At 53.3% G+C, this 22,071-nt stretch carries 25 protein-coding genes; 7 read left to right on the forward strand and 18 right to left on the reverse strand.

Features of this window, described 5'->3' with window-relative positions; all coding sequences use genetic code 11:
- Nucleotides 1-12: 12 nt before the first annotated feature.
- The 7 genes from efeU to infC form a co-directional block, all read right to left on the reverse strand.
- Complete coding sequence (gene efeU, locus I6I94_RS02850) at nt 13-957, reverse strand: iron uptake transporter permease EfeU (RefSeq protein ID WP_128087605.1); 945 nt, start codon at nt 955-957, stop codon at nt 13-15.
- A 348-nt stretch (nt 958-1,305) separates the two neighbouring features.
- On the reverse strand, nt 1,306-1,755 hold the full coding sequence (locus I6I94_RS02855) for a (deoxy)nucleoside triphosphate pyrophosphohydrolase (protein ID WP_128087604.1): 450 nt from the start codon (nt 1,753-1,755) through the stop codon (nt 1,306-1,308).
- Nucleotides 1,756-1,759: 4 nt separating this feature from the next.
- Complete coding sequence (locus I6I94_RS02860; protein WP_037233154.1) at nt 1,760-2,689, reverse strand: cation diffusion facilitator family transporter; 930 nt, start codon at nt 2,687-2,689, stop codon at nt 1,760-1,762.
- Nucleotides 2,690-2,740: 51 nt separating this feature from the next.
- The gene (locus I6I94_RS02865; RefSeq protein WP_236588912.1) at nt 2,741-3,643 is read right to left on the reverse strand and encodes a TrmH family RNA methyltransferase; all 903 of its coding nucleotides are present in this window, start codon (nt 3,641-3,643) and stop codon (nt 2,741-2,743) included.
- 190 nt (nt 3,644-3,833) lie between these two features.
- Entirely contained in the window at nt 3,834-4,217 is a 384-nt protein-coding gene (gene rplT / locus I6I94_RS02870) for a 50S ribosomal protein L20 (RefSeq protein ID WP_006888986.1), read from the reverse strand.
- Between the two features lie 112 nt (nt 4,218-4,329).
- Nucleotides 4,330-4,524, reverse strand: coding sequence for a 50S ribosomal protein L35 (gene rpmI, locus I6I94_RS02875; RefSeq protein WP_004006287.1), 195 nt, complete (start codon nt 4,522-4,524; stop codon nt 4,330-4,332).
- Between the two features lie 167 nt (nt 4,525-4,691).
- Nucleotides 4,692-5,339 carry a translation initiation factor IF-3 gene (gene infC, locus I6I94_RS02880; RefSeq protein WP_037233162.1) on the reverse strand — a complete coding sequence of 216 codons (648 nt, stop codon included), beginning with the start codon at nt 5,337-5,339 and terminating at the stop codon, nt 4,692-4,694.
- Between the two features lie 394 nt (nt 5,340-5,733).
- Here infC and I6I94_RS02885 point away from each other — a divergent pair, with 394 nt between their 5' ends.
- From I6I94_RS02885 to I6I94_RS02905, 5 genes are all read left to right on the forward strand, one after another.
- Nucleotides 5,734-6,156: a DUF1844 domain-containing protein gene (locus I6I94_RS02885; protein ID WP_023132813.1), complete on the forward strand. Its 423-nt coding sequence runs from the start codon at nt 5,734-5,736 to the stop codon at nt 6,154-6,156.
- Between the two features lie 147 nt (nt 6,157-6,303).
- Nucleotides 6,304-6,714, forward strand: coding sequence for a hypothetical protein (locus I6I94_RS02890; protein ID WP_201620853.1), 411 nt, complete (start codon nt 6,304-6,306; stop codon nt 6,712-6,714).
- Between the two features lie 208 nt (nt 6,715-6,922).
- Nucleotides 6,923-7,612 carry a hypothetical protein gene (locus I6I94_RS02895; protein ID WP_201620854.1) on the forward strand — a complete coding sequence of 230 codons (690 nt, stop codon included), beginning with the start codon at nt 6,923-6,925 and terminating at the stop codon, nt 7,610-7,612.
- Nucleotides 7,613-7,808: 196 nt separating this feature from the next.
- Complete coding sequence (locus I6I94_RS02900) at nt 7,809-8,192, forward strand: hypothetical protein (RefSeq protein WP_201620855.1); 384 nt, start codon at nt 7,809-7,811, stop codon at nt 8,190-8,192.
- Nucleotides 8,193-8,446: 254 nt separating this feature from the next.
- The gene (locus I6I94_RS02905) at nt 8,447-9,043 is read left to right on the forward strand and encodes an SMI1/KNR4 family protein (protein ID WP_201620856.1); all 597 of its coding nucleotides are present in this window, start codon (nt 8,447-8,449) and stop codon (nt 9,041-9,043) included.
- Nucleotides 9,044-9,165: 122 nt separating this feature from the next.
- On the opposite strand, the gene I6I94_RS02910 is transcribed toward I6I94_RS02905, so the two are convergent.
- The 6 genes from I6I94_RS02910 to I6I94_RS02935 all read right to left on the reverse strand — a co-directional run bounded on the left by I6I94_RS02910 (nt 9,166) and on the right by I6I94_RS02935 (nt 12,959).
- Nucleotides 9,166-9,660: a hypothetical protein gene (locus tag I6I94_RS02910; protein WP_201620857.1), complete on the reverse strand. Its 495-nt coding sequence runs from the start codon at nt 9,658-9,660 to the stop codon at nt 9,166-9,168.
- A gap of 12 nt (nt 9,661-9,672) precedes the next feature.
- Complete coding sequence (locus I6I94_RS02915; protein WP_236588913.1) at nt 9,673-10,566, reverse strand: SseB family protein; 894 nt, start codon at nt 10,564-10,566, stop codon at nt 9,673-9,675.
- Nucleotides 10,563-11,396 carry a HisA/HisF-related TIM barrel protein gene (locus I6I94_RS02920; RefSeq protein ID WP_128087599.1) on the reverse strand — a complete coding sequence of 278 codons (834 nt, stop codon included), beginning with the start codon at nt 11,394-11,396 and terminating at the stop codon, nt 10,563-10,565. Before I6I94_RS02920 ends, I6I94_RS02915 begins: the two co-directional genes overlap by 4 nt.
- A 10-nt stretch (nt 11,397-11,406) precedes the next feature.
- The gene (locus I6I94_RS02925; protein WP_023132820.1) at nt 11,407-11,580 is read right to left on the reverse strand and encodes a hypothetical protein; all 174 of its coding nucleotides are present in this window, start codon (nt 11,578-11,580) and stop codon (nt 11,407-11,409) included.
- Between the two features lie 6 nt (nt 11,581-11,586).
- Nucleotides 11,587-12,285 carry a type 1 glutamine amidotransferase family protein gene (locus I6I94_RS02930; RefSeq protein ID WP_232018633.1) on the reverse strand — a complete coding sequence of 233 codons (699 nt, stop codon included), beginning with the start codon at nt 12,283-12,285 and terminating at the stop codon, nt 11,587-11,589.
- A gap of 119 nt (nt 12,286-12,404) precedes the next feature.
- Nucleotides 12,405-12,959, reverse strand: a complete 555-nt coding sequence (locus I6I94_RS02935) for a LysM peptidoglycan-binding domain-containing protein (RefSeq protein WP_037233172.1) — start codon at nt 12,957-12,959, stop codon at nt 12,405-12,407.
- A gap of 375 nt (nt 12,960-13,334) precedes the next feature.
- On the opposite strand from I6I94_RS02935, the gene lexA reads away from it, so the two are divergent.
- A complete protein-coding gene (gene lexA / locus I6I94_RS02940) occupies nt 13,335-14,018 on the forward strand; it encodes a transcriptional repressor LexA (RefSeq protein WP_023132823.1) in 684 nt (227 codons plus the stop codon).
- Nucleotides 14,019-14,235: 217 nt separating this feature from the next.
- On the opposite strand, the gene I6I94_RS02945 is transcribed toward lexA, so the two are convergent.
- The gene (locus I6I94_RS02945; RefSeq protein ID WP_201620858.1) at nt 14,236-16,251 is read right to left on the reverse strand and encodes an ATP-dependent DNA helicase; all 2,016 of its coding nucleotides are present in this window, start codon (nt 16,249-16,251) and stop codon (nt 14,236-14,238) included.
- 20 nt (nt 16,252-16,271) lie between these two features.
- A complete protein-coding gene (gene hflX / locus I6I94_RS02950) occupies nt 16,272-17,924 on the reverse strand; it encodes a GTPase HflX (RefSeq protein ID WP_006888997.1) in 1,653 nt (550 codons plus the stop codon).
- A 159-nt stretch (nt 17,925-18,083) separates the two neighbouring features.
- On the opposite strand from hflX, the gene I6I94_RS02955 reads away from it, so the two are divergent.
- Nucleotides 18,084-18,701 (forward strand): class I SAM-dependent methyltransferase, encoded by a 618-nt coding sequence (locus I6I94_RS02955; protein ID WP_037233180.1) that lies wholly within the window; start codon nt 18,084-18,086, stop codon nt 18,699-18,701.
- A 48-nt stretch (nt 18,702-18,749) separates the two neighbouring features.
- Here the strand turns inward: I6I94_RS02955 and dapF are convergent, their stop codons facing one another.
- The 3 genes from dapF to miaA all read right to left on the reverse strand — a co-directional run bounded on the left by dapF (nt 18,750) and on the right by miaA (nt 21,976).
- Nucleotides 18,750-19,709, reverse strand: a complete 960-nt coding sequence (gene dapF, locus I6I94_RS02960; protein ID WP_126499773.1) for a diaminopimelate epimerase — start codon at nt 19,707-19,709, stop codon at nt 18,750-18,752.
- 45 nt (nt 19,710-19,754) lie between these two features.
- Nucleotides 19,755-20,912 carry an acyltransferase family protein gene (locus tag I6I94_RS02965; RefSeq protein ID WP_128087597.1) on the reverse strand — a complete coding sequence of 386 codons (1,158 nt, stop codon included), beginning with the start codon at nt 20,910-20,912 and terminating at the stop codon, nt 19,755-19,757.
- A 92-nt stretch (nt 20,913-21,004) separates the two neighbouring features.
- Nucleotides 21,005-21,976, reverse strand: a complete 972-nt coding sequence (gene miaA, locus I6I94_RS02970) for a tRNA (adenosine(37)-N6)-dimethylallyltransferase MiaA (RefSeq protein ID WP_201620859.1) — start codon at nt 21,974-21,976, stop codon at nt 21,005-21,007.
- Between the last annotated feature and the right edge of the window lie 95 nt (nt 21,977-22,071).

The raw sequence follows: 22,071 nt of genomic DNA on the forward strand, positions 1-22,071 counted from the left end.
ACAGGGGAAAATCTAGGGGGTACCGTTAGATAGCGGCTGTGTTGTAGTAGTACCGCCATTTTCAGGGGTACTGTTCGCCGCAGCGGCAACATTCTTAGGCGCACTGCTTTGGCGCACGCGACGGTGGCGCAATTGCACCCGGAAGAAAAGGGTCATGATAATACCGACGTACAGCACCCAGGCAATGGCTTCAATCCAGGTGGTAGTGCTTGAAAGGTTAAAGACCGCTTTTAGCATAGTGCCGAGGAAACTGCCGGGGTCAATGTATTTGTAGGATTCAAAAACAATGTTGTTGATCCCGGGGAGAATATTTGCTTCCTGCAGGTCATGCAGCCCGTAGGAAAGTACACCTGCGGCGATAATAATGAGGAACGCACCAGTCCAGGTGAAGAATTTGGCGAGGTTAATTTTCATAATGCCGCGCATCATAGCCCACGCGAGGAGTACTGCAACGATGATTCCAGTAAGCGCCCCATAAACGGGCAGTGCGGAATCGGCAGAGTCCTGCTCTGCGGTTGCGGCTTGTGTTGCCGACCAGATAAATAGGGTGGTTTCCAGCCCTTCACGCCCAACGGAGAGGGCTGCGAGAAGAACGACCGCCCAGGTGCTGCCCTGCACCGCGTCGAGCTTAGTGTGCAGTTCCGTGGAAAGCGCGCGGGCGTTCTCTGCCATCCAGAAAATCATCCAGGTGACGAAACCGACCGCGATGATTGAGAGCGAACCGCCAATTGCTTCCTGAGCTTCGAAGGTGAGGGTTTTAGGGCCGTAGGTGAGAAGTGCCCCAAATCCTAGTGATACCACGACCGCAAAGGCTACTCCCGCCCAGACTTTGGGAAGGAGGTGGGTTCGTTGAGTTTTATGGATATACGCGATGAGGATACCGACCACAAGTGCAGCCTCTAAGCCTTCGCGCAGCCCGATAAGGAAGTTGCCTGTAAATGCGGCCCAAAAGTTCATAGCTTTATCACCATAACGTTAGAGTTTCCTTCTCTAATTAACACTCTAAAGTATCCATGTGCCACGACTCCCAAGCTGAGATGTGTCACTACACACACTTTTTTGCCTCCGGTGACAGATTCGGCTGTGACTGTCTTTTAGCTACATTCCGTCAGCATAATAATTCATACTACCTTTAATAGACCCCTTAAAATAAAGGAAAGTTACCTATAGAAAGATGTATTTTTGAATACTGTTACGTTTCCGTTCCCCAGTCGAGGGCAAGCTTGCTGACCGCAGTTTCGCAGGAAAAACAGCTAACCGACGTAACAATTTGACAGAACACACCAGCTCGCTGGAATAAAAAACCTAACCAACGGCATGTACCGCCGCCAATAAAGCCTCCACAATCGGATAATCTGCAGGAATCCACTCCAAACTCAGCACTGCTGAGACATTATGGTCAGACCCCAGCGGAAGCCACCGCAGCTCGCTATGGTCCTGCAAAGGGTGAGGCTCACCCAACGTGAGTTCTGCAAAGAAAACCCTCATCGCCGCATTATTGTTCAGCACCCAGCCCTGGGGGTGCGGCCCCGTAAGTTCCTGCCCCAGCTGAACCTGCACGCCCAGCTCTTCCGCAAGCTCACGGGCGAGCGCTTTTTCGCAGGACTCCCCCGGCTCAACCTTCCCGCCGGGGAATTCCCACAACCCGGCTAATGCTTCAGGCGCTGACCGCCTGGCAACCAACAGCCGGGTAGGAGACTGAAGCGAATCGAAAATTGCCGCGCCCACCACCTGCACAGGGTAATGCGTCATCATGCTTCTATGCCTCCGCAGGACGATAAACATCCGGTTCCAAATAAATTACCCGGGCCGCCGGAACAGCCTCACGGATCCGTGCCTCCGCCTCGTCAATCTCGTTTGCCACAGTAATACCAGTATCAGCATCGTGGATGCGGATCTTAGCCGCCACCAAAATTTCCTCGGGCCCCAAATGAACGGTCTTAATATGGATTAGTCGGTCAGAATCACCGTTCTCAATAGCCGCGCGGATCTTCGCCAGATCCTCGGGAGTTGCTGCCTCCCCCAGGATCAGCGACTTCATTTCGGAAGCCAAAAACACGGCAATAACCACCAGCAGCACCCCGATCGCCAGAGTACCGGCAGCATCCCACAGCCCGTTACCAGTCAGCAGGGTCATGCTCACCCCAAGGAGCGCCAGAATCAGGCCCAAAAGGGCGCCTGCATCCTCCAACAAAAGCACTGGAAGCTCTGGGTTTTTTGAGGTGCGCAAAAACCGGAACCACCCTTGTGTTCCCTTCAGTTCGCGGGATTCTTTGACCGCTACACGGAATGAGTTGCCTTCAAGAAGAATGGCGCCCACCAGCACAGCCACCGGAACCCATTGCCACTCGGTAATGCCATGCGGGTCGTGCCATTTCTCGTACCCCTCATACAGGGCAAACAGCCCACCTAGGGCAAAGATAATAATCGACACAATAAACGCGTAAATATAGCGGTTACGGCCATACCCGAATGGGTGCTCTTCGTCAGCGGCACGCTGGGATACTTTCCCGCCCACTAGCAGAAGAAGCTGGTTCCCTGAATCTGCCACCGAGTGAATGGCTTCGGCGAGCATTGAAGAAGAACGAGTTAGAATAAACGCCACAAATTTCAGCACCGCAATGCCCAGGTTTGCCACGAGCGCCGCAATAATCGCGCCGGAACCGGAATGACTAGAATTGGCAGACATAGCTCTCCATCTATCGGTCAGTCAGAACAAAACTTAAATACATGCCGCTCACTAGGGGCGGTTCTGCGCCATCGCCGAGGCGTACAGGCACACGGCCGCCGCTGTGCCCACGTTCAAAGATTCAGCCGCCCCATAGACAGGAACCGCCACGCGCATTGACGACGCCGCTTTTTCCTCGCTGTTAAGCCCCTGTGCCTCATTCCCAAACAACCACACAGTTGGTTTCGATAAGTTGAATGAGCCTTTCACCCCGGCCGGAACGGGCGTCTCGATATTAGCGGGGCGTGCCAGAGAGTACTCCACCAGTTGTTGCAGATCCACCGTACCGTACCCGTCAGCGGCCAAAACCGTCATTCCCTGAGATTTGGCGTCCTCCGCAAAATCTTCAAGATCAACACCCTGAATCAGCGGCACATGGAATAGCGAACCGGCTGTTGCCCGCACTGTCTTCGGGTTATATAAATCCACTGTGCCCTTTGACGCCACCACCAAATCAGCCCCCGCGGCATCAGCCACCCGCAGGATCGTACCAGCGTTTCCCGGATCTTGTACACGTGAAAGCACCGCAATAAGACGCGGGTTCAGCGCCCCCTCACCCCACAGTCGTCCGGCAGGGGCATCCAGTTTAAACGACACCGCAATAATACCTTGAGGAGTGAGAGCATCGGCCATCGCTTGCAGTACGTCGTCCGTCACCACACGCATAAAAACACGGCGCCCCTGCTCGGGTGTGGGTGTGCCGTGCACCTCTTCTAATAGCTCGGCAATGTCGGGGTGGCGGTCGAACGCCTCTTCCGTCACGTATACTGCATCCAGCACCGGGCGGCGCAGGTGCGCATGCAGCGCTTCACGAACAGCCTGCGGGCCCTCAACCAAAAACTGTCCCCGTTTACGGCCAGCACGGGTGCGTAGCTTCGCAATATCACGCACACGATCGGCCTGAGGGTTCGACATAATCACTGGGGAACTGATTCGTTCAAGAAAACTCACTCTTCAAGAGTACAGGCAAAGCCCTCCCAATGCCCGTCACTTCCGCGATGCTTTCGGGAAGGCACAGTACAGCAAAACGGCTGCCGCATACAATATGCGGCAGCCGTTCAAGCTCTTAATTACCCCGCACATGACGGGGGGGTAACAACTGTTTTTATGCAGCCTTCGGCGCGGAGGTGTCCTCAGGCAGGTTGTTTTTGGCAATCTCAACCAGGGCGTTAAACGCTGCGGTATCGTTTACGGCCAGCTCAGCGAGCATACGACGGTCAACCTCAACACCAGCAGCTTTGAGCCCCTGAATGAAACGGTTGTAGGTCAAACCCTGCGCACGGGATGCAGCGTTAATGCGCTGAATCCACAGACGGCGGAAATCGCCCTTCTTCTTACGACGGTGGTCGTAGCTGTAAACGAGCGAGTGGGTGACCTGTTCCTTAGCCTTACGGTACAGGCGCGAACGCTGACCGCGGTAGCCGGATGCTCGGTCGAGAATAGTACGGCGCTTCTTGTGCGCGTTAACCGCGCGCTTCACACGTGCCACGTGTGTCTCCTTCGTCTTATGTCCTACAAGGCCTCAGAACCAGCCTGTAGGAGCGAGTCTTTCATCGTCGGTGCGGGAATGCACCCGCCTCTAGCGAGAAGTAAGCGGTAGCCTACTTACCCAGCATCTTCTTGACAACCTTTGCCTGACCACCGGTCACGATCTGGTCGGATGCCAGACGACGGGTCAGACGGGAGGACTTGTGCTCCAGGTAGTGGCGGCGGTTCGCCTGCTGGCGCTTAACCTTGCCGCTGCCGGTGAGCTTGAAGCGCTTCTTAGCACCAGAGTGGGTCTTCTGCTTCGGCATAGCTGCCGTTCTCCTTACAATCACCCCCGCACATACGCACAGGGTAGTTTTACTGAGGAAAGGGACACTTTCCCCACGGTACGGAAATAGTGAGGATTCATACCTCAGAACCCGCAGGACTATAGCCCCGCCGCATGTATGCGCCAGCGGGGTGTTCCCACCGAATTCTATTCTGCGGAAGCCTGCGCTTTCAACTCGGCGGGCATTGCGTCCGCCAGCGAGTTCGTTACAGGCTCTGCCTTGGTCGTATCAATACGTTCACGACCCTTGCGTCCACCGCCGCCCTGTCCACGGCGTACTTCTGCCTTACCGCGTAGCGGAGCCAGCACCATCACCATGTTACGGCCGTCTTGGCGGGGGCGAGACTCAACAGTACTCACCTCAGCCAGCTCTTCGGCCAAGCGTTCCAGTAGACGCACACCCATCTCGGGGCGCTGCTGTTCACGACCGCGGAACTGAATCATTGCCTTGACTTTGTCACCGCCAGAAAGGAAACGACGTGCGTGCCCCACTTTGGTTTCGTAGTCATGGGTATCAATCTTCAGCCGGAAACGGATTTCCTTCAGAACGGCTTTAACCTGCTTCTTGCGGGACTCACGGGCTTTAACAGCCGCTTCGTACTTGTATTTGCCGTAGTCCATCAGCTTGCATACTGGCGGTTTTGCGTTCGGCGCTACCTCGACCAAGTCAAGTTCAGCGTCCTCTGCAAGGCGCAGGGCATCGGCCAAAGGCACGACGCCTACCTGTTCACCGCCGGGGCCAACAAGTCGGACCTCCGGAACACGGATTCGATCATTAATGCGCGGTTCGCTAATGACTAACTCCTGTACATAGTGGGTTTCCCCGTGAATATATCCGTTGACGGGAACTAAAAAGCCCCCGCATGTCACAAGCGGAGGCTACACTTACGACCGGTTGGTCGTTCTAAAACCCGACCACCGTAGTCTTAGTGACTTTTGTCCCTTTAGCCACGCTACGGTGACTGTACGAACCGGTGAATGCGGGTGGGAGTACAATCCACTTGCAAACAGTACAAGAGTTTACCCCATGCTGCCGCCTAATACAAGGGAACCGCTGGCTGCTTTCGTGCGCAACACCCTGATTCCCCTAAGTACCAGTTCTGCCCCGCATCACCTGCCATCACAGCGCGGAGCTGTAGAGACCTATATTTCTTTTATAAACCCTGTGAACTATGAGATTCTTAGAGGCATGACTAACGAAACACAGAAGTTTACATTCGAGGCGGAGCACGGCAAACCGGTACACGGACACACAGATTTGGACGCCGAACAGCTTGAAGCCCTCAACGCCCAAATGCGCGACATCGCGGATGTTCCAGCCATCGAAATTATTGGCGCCGCAGCCGTTCACCTGATGAGCGCCGCCGCTATCAAATGCGGATTAGGTGCCGAACAGAACGCTGAGGACCTCAAAGATCTTGACGAGGCTCGGAAACTCATCACAGCACTTGCAGGCTTTATTACAGCCGCTGCACCCGAAATAGGCTCACAGCACGCCGCACCTCTACGCGACGGGCTACGCACATTACAGTTGGCATTCCGTGAAGCGTCCCCTATCCCTGACGAACCTGGCCAGGGCCCTGGAGAAAAGTTCACTGGACCGGTCTGCTAAGTCTGCGCAGCATGTTATAACACCTCAACCCAGAACCAGCAGTCGCTGCGTTACCTATATCTCTAAGCGCGGGGCATTCCACACGAGCGGTTGCCCCGCACAAGTATCTCTTCAGCAACAAGTGCAATCCATAAAAGATTATTTATCGTGGAATTTAAGACAACTTCAGACTCTCCTTCTTGGACTCATGTTTCACAGCTCAGGGAAGAACTAGAGGGAATAGAAAAGATAATCAATAAATTTAGTAATTTTCCCGTAAATATAGGGATTTGCGTGAGATGTTTAGACAGTTGGAGCGGATGGAAATCCGGTGCCAGATACTATTCAAGTGATAATTTTATATATATAGACATTGTCACACAAGAAATAGATTACAAACCCTATATAAACAACGTTCCTGCACAGCGTAAAATAATAGGCCAAGAGTTTTATAATTTTTTTCCAAAAGCCATGAAAAAATATGAAAAAAGATTTCCATCCCTAAGGGATATAAACCCTTATTTCATGGATGATTTAAAACATTGGTTAATTAAAAATCACTGGATTGATTCTCAATAAATTATGAGTGATATATTACGGATAATATGTAGCTCAAACGGCCTATCGTTCAAAACGTCACCAGACTATTCATAGAATGTGCAACGATAGTACACCCTGTACCGCCAGCTACTGCAGCTGGATAGACTTAACGGGCAACACCAGAGCTCTGCACTTCCTGTTAAAATTTAATAAATAGTTCCGACATATCAAATCAGAGGATAGTAAAATGAATAAATTAGAGATAATTAAGAAATACATCAGAGTAAATGAGGTAGGAAAGGCACAGAACCTAATCTTTAAAAGTATTACAGACTCAAATATCAGCGTATTACAAAAAAGAGAAATAATTGATTTATTCGTATCACTAGTCCCCAACTGGCGATCAGGCCTGATTGTAGAAATGAACAGCTTGCTGGATAATCAAGCCCAGCTTCTCACATATTTTTCACAGTGTATTAAAAACCTTCCCCTTGAAGAAGAGGTTGCCGTAAAGGAAAATGGCATAGAGTATATTGAAAATATTTTCCTGACTCTTGATCTAGAAAAACCCGTTGAAGGTATTAAACTCTCAGAGCGTCTACCTGACAAGAAATATTATGGGAATTTAAAAGATAAATATATGAAAAATATTAATAAAATATATTTTTCTTCAGGTAATAAGGACAAGATAGGTCTGTCTCTTGACAAAACACTTGCTTCGATAGATAAAAAGCTTACTGGTTTAGGTGCAGAAAATAATATTTATACTTATTTTATAGACGAGGTAATGCGTGATGCAGAAATACTTATAAAACATTATGCCTTTGATAAAGTTGACTATTTTATTGATTCACTGGCGAAATGTTACCTAAAAGGTTATTTCCCCTATACATGGGAGGGTAAATACCCAGAAGGTTATATTAAATATTTGGCCTAAACAGCAAGTTGCAGCCTGCAGAACGGGGTTAGTAGTCAGCTCGCAATATCACTGCTGATACCACATATGGACTTCTGAAGGTTTCAGGCTGTAGCAACAACAAAACTTTTAGGGAATGACTTCGTTCAAAAGTAGACGATATGCAAGAATGGGTCTATGCATGCGAAACGGTGACTGCACAGTAGGGATTTAAAGAATGAAAAAATCTATAGAGCATGAAATAGCAACATTTAATAATCATATAAAAACAAATTTTGACTGGCTGGATTTTCAAGTCACTTCATTTGATTTTACCAAATTAAATATTATTGCCAGCTACGATCCAAGTTACTATCTCAATTATAATATTGACCTATACAACACTAAATATTTATCCGGAAGTTTAACATGGACTATAGATATCGACAATAACACTACTGCTGCAGAAATTATTAGCAGTAAAGAATATACCTATCTGCCCATGGAACAAGAAAATCATTTTTTCCTAAGATTTAATAATACCGATTTAGAATCTTCTTCTTTTATTATTATGGCAAATGGCATAAGTATTTCTTATGAGAAGAAATATTTTAATATTTGAATTAAATATTTAGAGGAGGGGGAATTATTGATGTCTACATAAATTCCAGAATTAAAGATGTAAAATTATTTCTTCACGGTAGATTGAAAATTAATATCTTTACATAGAGGCGACGCTGAGCTATAATTTTGAAATATTATACGGTAAACGTAATCAGATCAAAGATCGCCTTTGAAGCATTACTGGTATACAGATGCTTCACCCCGGTGTTACAGTATTTATCTTTGAGTATAATCATCGAAAGAGATACTAAAATGAGGATTAAAAATTTAGTTGAAGAAATGGGTGGAGTCGCAAGGTTTACATCTGAACCGCTAGCCCCTACCCTTCGAGAAACAATGTCTGAATTTTTAGACATTACTAGAGAAGAATTTGCTGACTATTTAGATTACCTTGAATTATATGGTGCGGAAACGGGATTTATAAAAGAATATAAATTAACGCCATACAGCAACCTTCCTGAATATTGTTACCCGGATGATGCTATTCCTCCTGTTGGAGGTAATATTGCATGGGGTGGCGGCGGGTTAGGATTTTTTATAGCACCTGTTAAGGGTGGTGGACAACTCTCCCCGATGAGCGAAAGACTTAAAATATATAAAAATAGAATACCGGATAACTTTCTACCAATATCAAGTAATGAGTTCGGTGACTTAATATGTCTATGCACCCAAGGGGAAAGAATTGGGCAAATTTTCTACTGGGATCATGAAAATGAGTGGGATGAAGAGGATTATATTGATGATTTTGGTGTACCGATGCCTGAAGAAGTAAAATTACAAAATATCTATCTAATCGGTAAAAATTTATATGATTGCTTTATCAGGATGACTCCAGATTTAATGGATTAGCAAGTGCAGCCTATACGTACCAAACTCCTTTGTTCCACTCATTAATTATTTAATTAGATAATAAATATATTCACCCTTGTGAGCTGTGGAGCACCACTATACGTAAATCTCACCCGGCAGTGCTACCGGGCAGAGGCCATTGTTTTTCTCACCAGAATACGGGATGGCTCGTGCTGGCTTATTATTTTTGCTAAGAAAAAACTTTGCTCACCGTTAGAGAGGTAATACAGGTTCAGCCCATTTCTCAGAAAAATCACATACTCGTCCCCATCCGAATACTCCTCAATGGCTGCATTTTTTAAAGGGCTGAGGTTAAATTTTTCAACCGTTAGGATGGAGCACAAAGCCGCATCTAGCACCAGCTCCGGAGCATACACCTCAATCTGCTCGCCTTTGGGACGATAAGTATCTTCACCGCAGATGAACTCAATACTGTACCCTGCATAATCGAAGTAGTACATGGGTACACCAGTCCCACATGAGCGGTCACATTGTTGCTGCAGAAGCCTAACAACATGTGTTTCCGAACTAACGCCACGGAAGAATGTGCCACACGCCAAGAATTCTGAAACACTAAACACTGGTAATGATGTAACGCCGCTCGCCTTAACCAACACAGCAGCCACTATCTATGAAGCCTGTGAAAGTTTTATCTGCACCGAATCCACTAGCTCCGAGATAACCTCGCTAGCGGCAAGCCGCTGCTGAAAATCAGTGATAGTAGTGTCCAGTTGTTCCCGGGTCATACCTGGTTTCAGCACCAGCGTTATCTCAAGTTCTGGCCCATGACCGCCCCCTGCCAGAATACGCCCCTTAGCAGAACGAGAGTCAGCCCCCGCCGCTGCCGCTAACTGCACATCCTCAACCTGAGGCATCAGGCGAATAAGTTGACGCACGTCCTGGGAGACCGCCTCGTGGTTGTATGACGGCACCCACGGTTGTTCTTTAGCAATAGCCCAAATCGCCGGTCGACGCACCACAAATGTGGGGTCTTGCCCCGGGTTCACCACGATCAGCTGATTATTATCTTCCACCGCGCTCAACGATGTTTTACGCATCGAGGCAGCCACAGGACGCGCCTGGGCGTGCCACTGCGTCAAATAGTCCACACAGGTAAAAACAGGCAATGCCCTACGGCCATCTGGTGATTGAATACTCACCAGCGCCATATCTGTTTCTTTGTCTGAGACCAGCCCCTCAGCTGTAAGATGTACCTGAGATAGCTGTGCTACCACAGGAACAAATACCCGGGCCTCACGAAGAGCATCCACTACTGCTGTTTCATTCGCCTCACCCGCTGCAAATGCTTTCAATGCTGCACCAAGGGCAGGTTCTGTCAGCCCGTTATCCCCATAAAACTGGTGGGTCTGTGAGGTGCCATCGCCAAGGTTGCGACCTTTCCATGGCTGGCCTCCAGTGTCCGTCTTACGACCGGCGCTACGTAGCTGTGCAGCAATATGGGCCGGGAGCCTGCCGTGAAGACTCAGGGGACCGTGGTGTTGGTGATTCCCTCCGTCGCTCATTCGCCGCTGCTTTCTGCCTGTTCTGTTGGCGGTTTCCACGCCAGTTGTTCCTGCACACTAACACCTTCCGCAGTACCGTGTGCCACCTGTAGCGCCTGCTCAAGGGTAAAGCGTCCTGTGTAAAGGGCTTTGCCCAGCACCAAGGCCTCCAGCCCCTGGGCTGTCATACCACGCAGCACACGAATATCATTAAGGCTTGCCACCCCGCCAGAAGCTATCACCGGTTTCCCGGTCAGCGCCAACACGTGTTGCAGCGGCTCAAGGCCTGGCCCAGATAACGCCCCGTCACGGCTCACATCAGTAACAACATACCGTTGAGCTCCCGCACGCTCAAGCCACATGATACTCGCATCCAATGCGTCTCCCCGCCAATCGGTGCCGCGGGCAACCACCACACCATCACGGACATCAACCCCAAGGGCCAGTAGTTCGCCATGTTCCTCAAGAACTTGTTCAAGCCAACTGGGCTGTGCCAGTGCCGCTGAGGTGACATTAATACGATCTGGTCTCAAACTAAGAGCCAACTCAATGCTGCGGTGATCTTTAATGCCGCCGCTTACCTGAATCTTTATACGGTTGGAGGTTCTATCCCGCACCTCATCTATGACCTGTTCCAGCACAGAAGTATTAGTGCCGCGGCCAAAAGCCAAATCAAGATCTACCAGGTGAATCCACTCAGCACCGGCCTCACCCCAGGTAATGGCGGCCGCCACGGGATCAATGCTCTGCGAAGTGCCCAACAGCTGCCCGCCCACCGGACGTACAGCCCGCCCTTCAGAAATATCAACAGCGGGAAGCAGCTGAAGCTTCCCCAAATGCTGAGAGTGCATAAGCAGCCCCTTATGACCCAAAAGTAAAAGCTACATACGCCCCGTACCCAAAAAGCGCCAGAGCGATAAGCCACATAATAACCTGCGCAACTAACGGTAATTTCTGCTTACGAAACGATATTCCCCCACCCGCGAAGAAGGCTCCCACAGTCATGAGTATCAGACCGGAATACATTGGGTTCATGGACGACTAATTCTCCTCAACGTTGTTCTCAACCACTACTGACATCCGCCCCGTCACAGGTAATGAGGCAACCCACCGGCGCATGAACTCCTCACCGGGCTCTCCCGATGCAATAGGACAAAACTGCACTGCTGTTAGCGGGCCATTCTCAACCGCCGCAATGTACGGCGGCGTAGTCTGTGTCCAGCTCACCGCAGGAGCTCTCATATAGTCAATATTTTGCTCAAACTCCCACCGCAGCACGCCGTCTTCAGCCTTGTACCGCAGCGCTCCAGGCAGATTATGAAGCAGGGAACTTTCTTGTGCGGGCACCAGCTGTTGTACACCGAGAGGGGCACCAGCAGCAGCGAGCTTACAGGCATGCCCGGGCCACTCCCCCATACCTTTAACTTCGACGGCACCGGCTGAAGTCGTATCGTCCATTGTCTCGAACAACATGCCAAAAGCTGCCCCCGCAAAAAGCACTGGACGTCCCCCAGCCACACGACGCCCCACCACACGTTCAGCATCGAAAGACTGCACCGTGCGATAAGTCTCAATAGAGCTTGTATGGCCAGGAATAATCATGCCATCAGCGTCCAACAATTCATTAGAGGTTTTAGTGACAAGAACCTGCGCCCCTGCGCGTCCAAGAGCCTGTGCTAGTTCCCCGAACGTGCCAGGCTCCCCCAGGATCGCAACGACCGGTTGTTCCTGCGCCATCATTCCTCCGATTCATCGCTTTGTACCATAGGCACTGAACCCACAACTTCTAGGGTACAGGGTCTTTTGAGACGGTGCTATTGCACACCCGACCCACAAAATATGTTTCGCATAGCCACTATTTACCGTGCAGGAACCTCCAGCCGTTGACCAGCCTGAAGCTTGGTGTTCTGTAAATCATTCAGTTTAATGATGCGCACAATCGTGTCCCGAGGGTCTGTCTCAGGGTCCGCCTCATGAGCAATATCCCATAGGGTTTGCTCTGCTTTGACAGTAACCACCTTAGTAACTGCCGTAGTCTGTTGTGATGTTCCAGCCTGTGCGCCCTGGGGCGCTAATAGGGTGATGGCGCCAAGCACAATGAGGGCCGCAAGTGTGAGCAACGGCAGCCCCAGCAGGAGCATACCCCTGCGGCCCAAACGACTGTGAATATATTTAATGGGCGAAAAGATACGCCCGCCAGACTGCTGCTGAGGTACTCGAGTGTCACGCGGTGATTGAGTCACTGAGATCTGTTGAGCCGGGTTCTCAGCCGAACCGCCGCGGTGCGTGGAACGTGCCCGTTCAGCCTGTTGGCGTTCCCGAGCCAGCCGTCGCACGGCCGCCGATGATTTACGTCGGGCGGGGTGAATAACCGTTAGACCGGAAGGAATAGCGGGGCTTGCCTGGGTATCCATAACGAGTCCTTTCACTGGCTGGTTGTCATAAAGGTGTTGATGTGGTGATGGGACGAGTAACGAATCATCCCGTTTCTTCGGACGCGGGCTATCAGCAAGACTCTGCACACATGCACTGGATGTATGAGCAATCATGAGCAAACCTCTGCTTTCGAAGATGTGTTCCTTAGGTAGAACCGAGTATATCGAATCTCTATTCCAAATTCTAGTAGATGTGTACTAAAAATTTCTTCGAAGTTTCACGGGAAATCTAGAATAAATGTTTGGTTTTTGAGGAAGTTTGTTCTAAAATAGGATCAACGATCGTTCCATTGGCGCTACGCCGCACATACCAGTCGCTTCAGCAGGCGCCGCAGTCTAGGAAAGAAGGCACCCATGGCACCCGAGACCCCACGCCCGGCCCTAACTCCGCGCCAACAGAAAATTTTGGACGCTATTCGCACCGAGATTGAGCAGAAAGGATATCCCCCATCAATGCGCCAAATCGGCGATATGGTGGGCCTTGCATCCCTCTCGTCGGTGACGCACCAGCTGGGGCGACTTGAGAAAATGGGCTATATTCGCCGTGACCCTAAACTGCCGCGAGCAATTGAGGTGCTGGACGCCTCAGGAAACTCCGAACAACGTGCCAATACCCAAGCGCCCAAAGTTCCGGAACTGCCTACCTTTGAAGTCAGCGACGAGGATATGGTGCCTATCCCCCTGGTAGGCCGCATAGCGGCAGGCGGGCCCATCACGGCAGAGCAATCCGTTGAGGATGTGCTTTCCCTCCCCAAACAGCTGGTTGGCAGCGGCAAGCTCTTTATGCTGCGCGTCAAAGGAGATTCGATGATCGACGCCGCCATCTGTGACGGCGATTGGGTGGTGGTTCGCGAACAGCACACCGCCGATAACGGGGACATCGTGGCGGCCCTGCTGGATGAAGAAGCCACCGTGAAAGTTTTCCGTCAGGTAGACGGGCACACGTGGCTGATGCCCCGCAACTCCCAGTACGAGCCGATTATGGGAGATAAAGCAACTGTTATGGGTAAGGTCGTCTCGGTGCTGCGGAGCCTGTAATTTCATCCTGCGTGTTGTCCTCATGGCTACAGGATGCGCCCCCACCCTGACGGTTTAAGAACATCTGCACTAATCAGTAACCTCAAATACGCGTGAAATAAAACACTAGGGTGGGGCGACAGTTCTTTGGAACTGCCGCCCCACCCTAGTATCCCCCAGTATGTACCGCGGCTACCGGACACCAGCCCCACAGCTCAACCCGAAACAAATGCATCTGCTATCCGTTACGGATACTTTGCGACAGGCGAGTCAGTGCCCCCAGCACCACTTCCCTCTTCTGGGTAGCCCATAGGGGCGGCATCGAACGCATAATATACCCGCCATAGCTTTGAGTCGCTAAACGCGAATCAAGCACAGCAACCACGCCCCTATCCGTCACAGAACGAATCAGGCGCCCAGCCCCCTGCGCCATACGAATCGCAGCATGATACGCCGAAACCGCCATAAAACCATTACCTCGGTTCGCCTGAACAGCCTCAGTACGGGCCTGCACCAACGGATCGTTTGGGCGTGGGAACGGGATCCGGTCCATCACCACCAACCGGCACGAATCTCCGGGAACGTCAACACCCTGCCAGAGGCTCATCGTGCCGAACAGGCACGCATCCATATCCTCCGTGAACTCGTCAACAAGCGCCCGCAGGGACGACTCCCCCTGCAGAAGCACCGTCAAGTCGCTGTGCTGACGCACATACTCTGCGGCCTGCTCGGCCCCTCTCTTCGACGAAAACAAACCCAACGCGCCGCCATTAGCTGCTTCACACAATTCGAGAAGCCGCTGAAGCTGCGGGGTGCTCACCCCAAAACCAGGTTTAGGCAGATCCGCAGCAACATACATGACCCCCTGCTTGGGGTAGTCGAAAGGAGATCCAACATCAATCCCCTCCCAGCGCGGAGCACCCGTACCCATCAGCCCAAGCGCACCGGCAGCAGCGTCAAACGACTCGCCCACCGCAAGTGTGGCACTCGTAAGAATCACCGTGCGATCCTCAAACAAGCCCTCCCGCAGACGAGAACCAATACTCAAAGGCGCAATATGCAAAGTTGCTGGGTCCGTATCATTCGCATCATGGTAACGGCCGTTCTCAAACACCCGGGGGCGAGAAACCCACAGAACCTCCCGGTTCTCGAAAGCTTCAAGGATACGCCCGCTTTCCTCATGCACCTCAGAAACACGCGAACGTGCCATTTGCAGGCCAGCGTCCACCTCTTTCGAATCCGTTTTAGAGTCCGACAGTGCACCTCGGGCGGCGTCATTCACAGCCGACACAGCAGTGAGTAGGCGCCCGTCAAGGCCCTTCAGCAAACCTTCCGGAACCCCCAGAAACGCTTCTTCAAGGGATGAAGCCGCGTTCTCCAAAGCGGCCGGGCTAGCTTTTGAGTTCTTACGAATACCCTGAGCGGCACGGCGCACCATCGCCGCCGACAGGGAACCGGTGACTGCGCCAGTCACCCGATCGGCAAGCTCATGCGCCTCATCAATAATGACAATGTCATGCTCAGGCAGCACGCCCAGCCCTTCAAACGAATTAATGGCCAGCAGCGCGTGGTTGGTGATAACAATATCCGATTCGTTGGCGCGGGTACGCGCCATTTCGCTGAAGCACTCCTCAACCATTGGGCAGCGCCGTCCCAAGCATTCTGAGGCACTCACAGACACCTGCGCCCAGGCCCTATCTGAGACACCGGGGCGCACTTCATCACGATCACCAGTCTCGGTGCATCCCGCCCAGGCACGCAAACGCTGCACCTCCTCGCTCAGGCGAGACGACGCCCCAGAAGATCCAGGGGCTTCGAAGAGAGCCTCGGGCTCCTCTTCAGGGTACCCACCTTCTAGCTTATGCAGGCACAGGTAATTATTGCGGCCTTTAAGAATCGCCACCTGGGCCTGCGACTCGGGGCGCGGTTCAAGTGCCGCAAGCAGACGAGGAATATCGCGGTTCACGATCTGCGATTGCAAAGCGAGGGTTGCGGTCGCCACAATAATAGGTTTGTTACTGTCGCCAACCTTGTGGAGTGCGGGGATGAGATACCCCAAAGATTTACCGGTTCCTGTGCCAGCCTGCACCAGCAGATGCCGCTCAAGCTCGAAAGCTTGAGCAACATGGGCCGCCATAAGCCGCTGCCCCTCACGTCGCTGACCACCCGTTGCCTCAATCACCTCGTCAAGCAGACGAAGCACAGGCTGGGCCCCCGGTAGGGTCTCGGGTTCAGCACCGGTGGGGGCGCTCACGCTCTCTTGCACTTTAACCCCTAGCTGCCCGAAGCGGCCACCGGTGTTGCGGCAGCATCCGCAAGCTCCGACTCAAGCACCTCTAGCAGTTCCCCGCTAATAACGTATTCTGAAAGCTCAGCGGCGACATCCTCACGTACCAGTGCGGTGATAAAAGTGCCATCGGAGACAAACTCGGTGCGTTTAATCTCGGCATCCCACGAGTGCAGGCGGGAGATGACCTCCCCATGATCATAAGGGACGAGAAGCTTCACCAGGATGGAAGGGCGCGGAATCGTATCCGCAATCTTCTGTTTGAGTTCGTCAATGCCCTCCCCTGTGCGCGCCGAGACAATGATGTGGTTTGGTTCACGCTGGCGCATGCGTTCGAGGATAAAAGGATCAGCCGCATCCGCTTTATTGAGCACAATAATCTCGGGTATACGGCGAGCATCTAAATCTGCGATAACCTCACGCACGGCGCGAATCTGCCCCTCAGGGTCTGGGTGAGATGCGTCTACCACATGCAAAATCACGTCTGCATCGGCTACCTCTTCGAGCGTGGAACGGAATGCTTCCACGAGCTGGGTGGGCAGCGAGCGCACGAATCCTACAGTGTCCGAAAGTGTATAGCCGATGCCGTCCGGAGTCTGTGCCTTGCGCACGGTCGGATCCAGAGTTGCGAAGAGTGCGTTCTCCACCAGGACACCGGCATCAGTCAGGCGATTCAGCAACGACGACTTACCGGCGTTTGTATACCCCGCGATAGCGACCGAGGGTACCCTGTTGCGTTTACGGTTCAGACGTTTTGTTTCACGGGCGGGCGCCATAGCGGCTATTTCGCGCTTGAGTTTTGCCATGCGAGCACGCAGACGGCGGCGGTCCATCTCGATTTTGGTTTCACCGGGTCCGCGTGAACCAATGCCTTCACCGGATGCGGCACGCCCACCTGCCTGGCGTGACAGGGACGCGCCCCAGCCGCGCAGACGCGGGAGCATGTATTCAAGTTGGGCAAGTTCGACCTGTGCTTTGCCTTCACGAGACTTCGCGTGTTGAGCGAAGATATCCAGAATCAGGGCGGTACGATCGATCACTTTGACTTTGACGATATCTTCGAGGGCTCGTCGTTGTGAGGGCGCTAATTCAGAATCGACGATCACGGTATCGGCACCGGTCGCCTGCACAATGTCTTTGAGTTCGAGGGCTTTTCCGGACCCAAGAAAAGTTCCGGGGTCTGGTTTGAGGCGGCGCTGAACTAGCCCGTCCAGCACTTCAGATCCTGCGGTTTCGGCGAGCGCGGCGAGTTCTCGCAGGGAGTTCTCGGCGTCTTCGACGGTTCCTTCGGTCCACAGCCCGGCGAGAACCACGCGCTCTAGACGCAGCTGACGGTATTCGACTTCGGTCACGTCGTCGAGTTCGGTGGAGAGCCCGGCGACTCGGCGTAGTGCGCGGCGTTCGGCGAGGTCTTCCTGTTCGCCGTCAAAGTCTGAGTGTTCCCGCTGATTATCGGAAATTTCTCGGGCACGGGTGTCGAGCACGCGGCGTTGTGCGGGACTGCCGGTGCTTTCGGGGTAGATAGTGGTCTGGGCCGCTGCGTCTGCACGGCCGAGGACTCGTTCTACGGTTTGGCGTAGCTGCTCATCACTGGGCAGTTTTTCGCCGGGGTTATTTGTGGTGTTCTCAGTGTTTTGCATTGAATTCATAGGTGGTTCCTATTCTACCGGGCGGATGCGGGGCTGTCGCGGTGTTCCGTTACCTCATGCCCGCAGCACAGTCAGTGCGCTGGAATCGGTGGCTGGTAGGAGCGGGCTGCTGCGGGGCGTGGGCGTAATACGTCCCGTACACTGGTAGGCATGAGCGAACAGCATTATTTTTCCTCGTCCCCTGAAACCGAGTTCAAGCCGCGCACGGTTCAAGTTGAGCTGGCGGGTCGTGAAGTTTCTGTAACGACCGCTAACGGTATTTTTAGTCCTTCGGGAATAGACAAAGGCACCGCTGTCCTTTTGGGGCAGGCACCTGCCCCGCACGGGAAATATATGCTCGATATTGGGTGTGGCTGGGGGCCCATCGCGCTATCTTTAGCGATGCTCGCCCCGCAGGCTGAGGTTCATGCGGTAGATGTGAATTCCCGTTCGCTCTCGCTCACCGAACAGAATGCCCGAGCTTTGGGGCTGCAGAACGTCTCGGTGAGCACCCCCGATGAGGTAGATCCCACGTTACGTTTCGATACTATCTGGTCCAATCCTCCAATTCGCGTGGGTAAAGAGGTTCTGCACAATATTCTGCTCACGTGGCTTCCGCGACTCGCTCCCGGTGGTGCAGCCTATCTGGTGGTTCAAAAGAATTTGGGGTCTGACTCTTTGCAGAAATGGCTGGATGCGCACTTCTTAGAGCGGTTCGAGGGAGAGTTCACGGTAAGCAGGTACGCTACTTCTAAAGGGTTCCGTGTGCTGGAGGTTCTTCGCTCCTAACCCGCTTCCGTCCCCGGCGCATACAGGCGCACGGGGCGTGGGGTACGGCTAGCTCAGCTGCGCCGTATACACCATCTGTGCGCCCCCAGCGAGGACCACGTGCTCTAGGTCGTCGGGGCCTAAGACGAAGGTCACCGCGAGGGTGCCTCCAGGAACATGTACGAGCCACTCGTCGGGTGCGTCCTCCCCTCCCCAGAAGCGGGTGGCTGCGGCAGCTGCGCACGCGCCTGTGCCGCAGGAGAGGGTCTCCCCCACACCACGTTCGTGCACACGCAGACGAATAGCTCCCACCTCAGACTGCTCCCCTAAGACCCCAATATCGCCGGAGTCATGCTCCAGTTCGAGAGGCACCACGAACTCCACATTCGTGCCGTTCTCCGGGGCGGGGGTGACCACTGGGGCGACGCCTAGGTCTAAGCCGTCGAGTTTCCCGTCGCTGCCGAGCATGACCACGGTGTGCGGGTTGCCCATAGAGATGGATAAAGCCGGGCGCGGGGTCTTAAGCCCGCGTGCGGAAACCTGCGAGTCTTCACCGCCCTCACGCGCGGCATCACCGTGGATAAAGCTCCAGGGGCCCATATCTACGGCATACCCGGTGTCGGTGCGGGCCACAGTTTTTACCCCGGCGCGGGTGCCAATACTCACGTGTTCTCCCACTTCAAGGCTGATCAGCCCCTCGGTGCGCAGATACTCAACGAAGGCGCGCACACCGTTCCCGCACATTTCTGAGATCGTGCCATCGGCGTTGCGGTAATCCATGAACCAGGTGGCCTCGGGGTGTTTTTCCAGGATTTTCTGCCCCGTAGAGAACGTTTCGGTATGCGCAGCGCGAATAAACCCATCGGCGCCCAGCCCGAAATGACGGTCGCACACACGCGCCACCAGATCGGCGTCAAGCACCGCCTCGGCTTTGGGGTCAGTGATGAAAATAAAATCGTTACCGGTGCCCTGCCCTTTGGTGAGGGTGCGCCCGGTAAGATCTGCCCAGGCTGATGCGTTCTCGCTCATGCGTTCGTTGCCCCTTCGTAGTTGTGCGGTGTCTCTGTGAGAATTCTACCGCTTCTGGGGTGTGCTTACCTGCACCAGCACGGGGTGTGCCTCGGTGCCGCCCGCTTCCGTCTGGCGGTCAACGGGCTTAGTGGGGATAAGCTGCCAGTGTTTCAACGCCATAGCCGGTTTTTCGATATACCGCCACGAGAACCAGGCAATAGGCACGGTCACGACAATGGTCAGCAGCGCATTGAGCACCCACCCCAGCGGCTCGCTGCCAAGCATGAGAAGGATCACCTGCACCGGCCACGCGTAGATATACATGCCGTAAGAGATGTCATTCCGGCGGCACAGCGGGACACGGATAAGCGCCCCCAACGCCAAGATACCGTACGCGTAGGCGGGCTGGATAAGCTGTAACACCACGCTAGGGGCTACGAACTGCAGGGCAAAAGGAACCAAGAAACACGCTAAGGCTGCCTGCGGGTGGAGCCTGATTTTATTCCCCCAAACGTACAGGAGTGCGCCCGCAAAAAACATGGGGTACAGGCGTGCCACCTCCCAAAACGTATTGTTTGTCGCCCCAGCGGCAGTAAAAATAAAAAACGGCAGCAGGCTCAACAGGTACACCATGGGTACCACCCTGTGAGAATTTCGTTTCAACGCGGGCAGGTAAAAGATTGGGATGAGCACCAAGTACCCCAAGAACTCGTAGCTGAGTGTCCATGCCGAGCCATTCCAGGAGTTTTCGTAGGGCAAATGGGAGGGTCCGTCAAAAAGCGAATACTGCAGGAAGAATAAGTCGAAGTTGTGGCCCACATACTCCAAAGCCCCCTGTGCTGTCCACGGGCTACCTGAGTGCGCGGTATAGTTCGCCAGTGGTGCACCAATGCATACAACAAACAGGATTGAGGCCCAGTAGGCCGGGAAAATACGGAGTATACGCCGTTTCAGGTAGCCACCGAAGGTGCCGCGCTGGGCGCTATGGGCGATCAGAAAACCAGAGATGCAGAAAAACATGTTCACCGCATAGTCACCCAACAGGTGGCTGAGGTTCAGCACAGGTATTGCGCTGGTTACCTCCACCCCAAGAACCAGGTATGGGGCGTGCGAGATAATCACCGCAACCGCCAGCATTAATCGTATGAAATTTAGGGAGTTCTCACGGCTCAGTAATGCGTCACGCAGGGTGGGCGGCGAGTGGGCTTCCAGTGTGGTCATAAGTCTTCTTAGGGTTTATTGAGTTGAGCTGCTTCCTAAATTCTAATGTGCCGACGGGCTTCTGTAACAAACCCTACAGGTTGAGTAGTGGTTTAGGCTAGGTTAGCAGAACCTGCAATATAGCCCTGTATGAGCGTGAGCGTATCCTCAAGGAGGGTCGGGGATTCGGCGTCGAACCAGTGCACGCGCGGGTCGGCCCGGAACCAGGTGAGCTGGCGGCGGGCAAACTGGCGGGTAGCAACAGTTGTGTCTTCGATCGCCTGCGCCACCGTGTATCGTTGATCTGCCCCGGATGTTTGGGCTTCAAAGGCGCGTAAAAACTGGGCGTACCCGATGGCGCGGGAGGCTGTTTTACCCTGACGTAGCCCCCGATCAACAAGCTGCTCAACTTCCGCCAAGAGCCCCGCCTTTTCCATAGCCACCACACGGTCGTGGAGCCGTTCGTGCAGACGAGCACGGTCCATGTTCAGCCCGATCTGCAAAGTGTCGCTCACGTACTCGCGGGTGGGCATAAACGCAGAGAAGGGGCGCCCCGTTACCTCATACACCTCAAGTGCCCGAATAATGCGCCGTTCATCGTTCAGTTTGGCGGCCGAGTCCGGGTCTACGTCCGCCAGGCGTGCCCGAAGCGCCCCGATGCCGTGGGCCCTGCTTTCTTCTTCAAGGCGGGCACGCACCGCAGGGTCGGTACCGGGCAGTTCAAGTTTATCGAGGGCAGCACGCACATAAAGCCCCGATCCCCCCACCAGGATGGGGTATTTTCCACGGCTGGTAATGTCGGTAATAACTTCACGAGCGTGTGCCTGAAACTCGGCAACGGACGCCTCTTCGGTGAGGTCCATAATATCGATCAGATAATGCGCAACACCTTGGGTTTCGGCGGGAGTAATTTTTGCGGTACCGATGTTCATACCCCTATAGAACTGCATGGAATCGGCGTTAATGCATTCACCCCCCAGTTTTTTGGCGAGCGCAACGGCCAGAGCGCTTTTTCCGGTGCCGGTGGGGCCAACGACAGCGAGAATGGGACGAGACGGGGTTTTAGCCGGTGCTGGTGAGGTCATGGGCACCATTCTACCGGCGGGTTCATTGGCTATTGCGAGAATGTGCTGCCGCTAGGCAAGTTCTTTAAGGTGGGGCTGGGAAAGTTTCTTCCCCA

Source organism: Rothia aeria (assembly GCF_016726365.1).
In the GTDB taxonomy this organism is placed as follows: Bacteria; Actinomycetota; Actinomycetes; order Actinomycetales; family Micrococcaceae; genus Rothia; species Rothia aeria.

Excerpts from the sequence above, each read along its gene's own strand:
- hflX (WP_006888997.1), bottom strand. The coding sequence starts at position 17,924 with ATGCAAAACACTGAGAACACCACAAATAACCCCGGCGAAAAACTGCCC.
- I6I94_RS02925 (WP_023132820.1), bottom strand. The coding sequence starts at position 11,580 with ATGAACCCAATGTATTCCGGTCTGATACTCATGACTGTGGGAGCCTTC.
- I6I94_RS02895 (WP_201620854.1), top strand. The coding sequence starts at position 6,923 with ATGAATAAATTAGAGATAATTAAGAAATACATCAGAGTAAATGAGGTA.
- I6I94_RS02935 (WP_037233172.1), bottom strand. The coding sequence starts at position 12,959 with ATGGATACCCAGGCAAGCCCCGCTATTCCTTCCGGTCTAACGGTTATT.
- I6I94_RS02965 (WP_128087597.1), bottom strand. The coding sequence starts at position 20,912 with ATGACCACACTGGAAGCCCACTCGCCGCCCACCCTGCGTGACGCATTA.
- I6I94_RS02885 (WP_023132813.1), top strand. The coding sequence starts at position 5,734 with ATGACTAACGAAACACAGAAGTTTACATTCGAGGCGGAGCACGGCAAA.
- efeU (WP_128087605.1), bottom strand. The coding sequence starts at position 957 with ATGAACTTTTGGGCCGCATTTACAGGCAACTTCCTTATCGGGCTGCGC.
- rpmI (WP_004006287.1), bottom strand. The coding sequence starts at position 4,524 with ATGCCGAAGCAGAAGACCCACTCTGGTGCTAAGAAGCGCTTCAAGCTC.
- I6I94_RS02860 (WP_037233154.1), bottom strand. The coding sequence starts at position 2,689 with ATGTCTGCCAATTCTAGTCATTCCGGTTCCGGCGCGATTATTGCGGCG.
- I6I94_RS02915 (WP_236588913.1), bottom strand. The coding sequence starts at position 10,566 with ATGAGCGACGGAGGGAATCACCAACACCACGGTCCCCTGAGTCTTCAC.
- I6I94_RS02900 (WP_201620855.1), top strand. The coding sequence starts at position 7,809 with ATGAAAAAATCTATAGAGCATGAAATAGCAACATTTAATAATCATATA.
- I6I94_RS02955 (WP_037233180.1), top strand. The coding sequence starts at position 18,084 with ATGAGCGAACAGCATTATTTTTCCTCGTCCCCTGAAACCGAGTTCAAG.
- I6I94_RS02865 (WP_236588912.1), bottom strand. The coding sequence starts at position 3,643 with ATGTCGAACCCTCAGGCCGATCGTGTGCGTGATATTGCGAAGCTACGC.
- dapF (WP_126499773.1), bottom strand. The coding sequence starts at position 19,709 with ATGAGCGAGAACGCATCAGCCTGGGCAGATCTTACCGGGCGCACCCTC.
- I6I94_RS02920 (WP_128087599.1), bottom strand. The coding sequence starts at position 11,396 with ATGCACTCTCAGCATTTGGGGAAGCTTCAGCTGCTTCCCGCTGTTGAT.
- I6I94_RS02930 (WP_232018633.1), bottom strand. The coding sequence starts at position 12,285 with ATGATGGCGCAGGAACAACCGGTCGTTGCGATCCTGGGGGAGCCTGGC.
- I6I94_RS02905 (WP_201620856.1), top strand. The coding sequence starts at position 8,447 with ATGAGGATTAAAAATTTAGTTGAAGAAATGGGTGGAGTCGCAAGGTTT.
- I6I94_RS02855 (WP_128087604.1), bottom strand. The coding sequence starts at position 1,755 with ATGATGACGCATTACCCTGTGCAGGTGGTGGGCGCGGCAATTTTCGAT.
- lexA (WP_023132823.1), top strand. The coding sequence starts at position 13,335 with ATGGCACCCGAGACCCCACGCCCGGCCCTAACTCCGCGCCAACAGAAA.
- miaA (WP_201620859.1), bottom strand. The coding sequence starts at position 21,976 with ATGACCTCACCAGCACCGGCTAAAACCCCGTCTCGTCCCATTCTCGCT.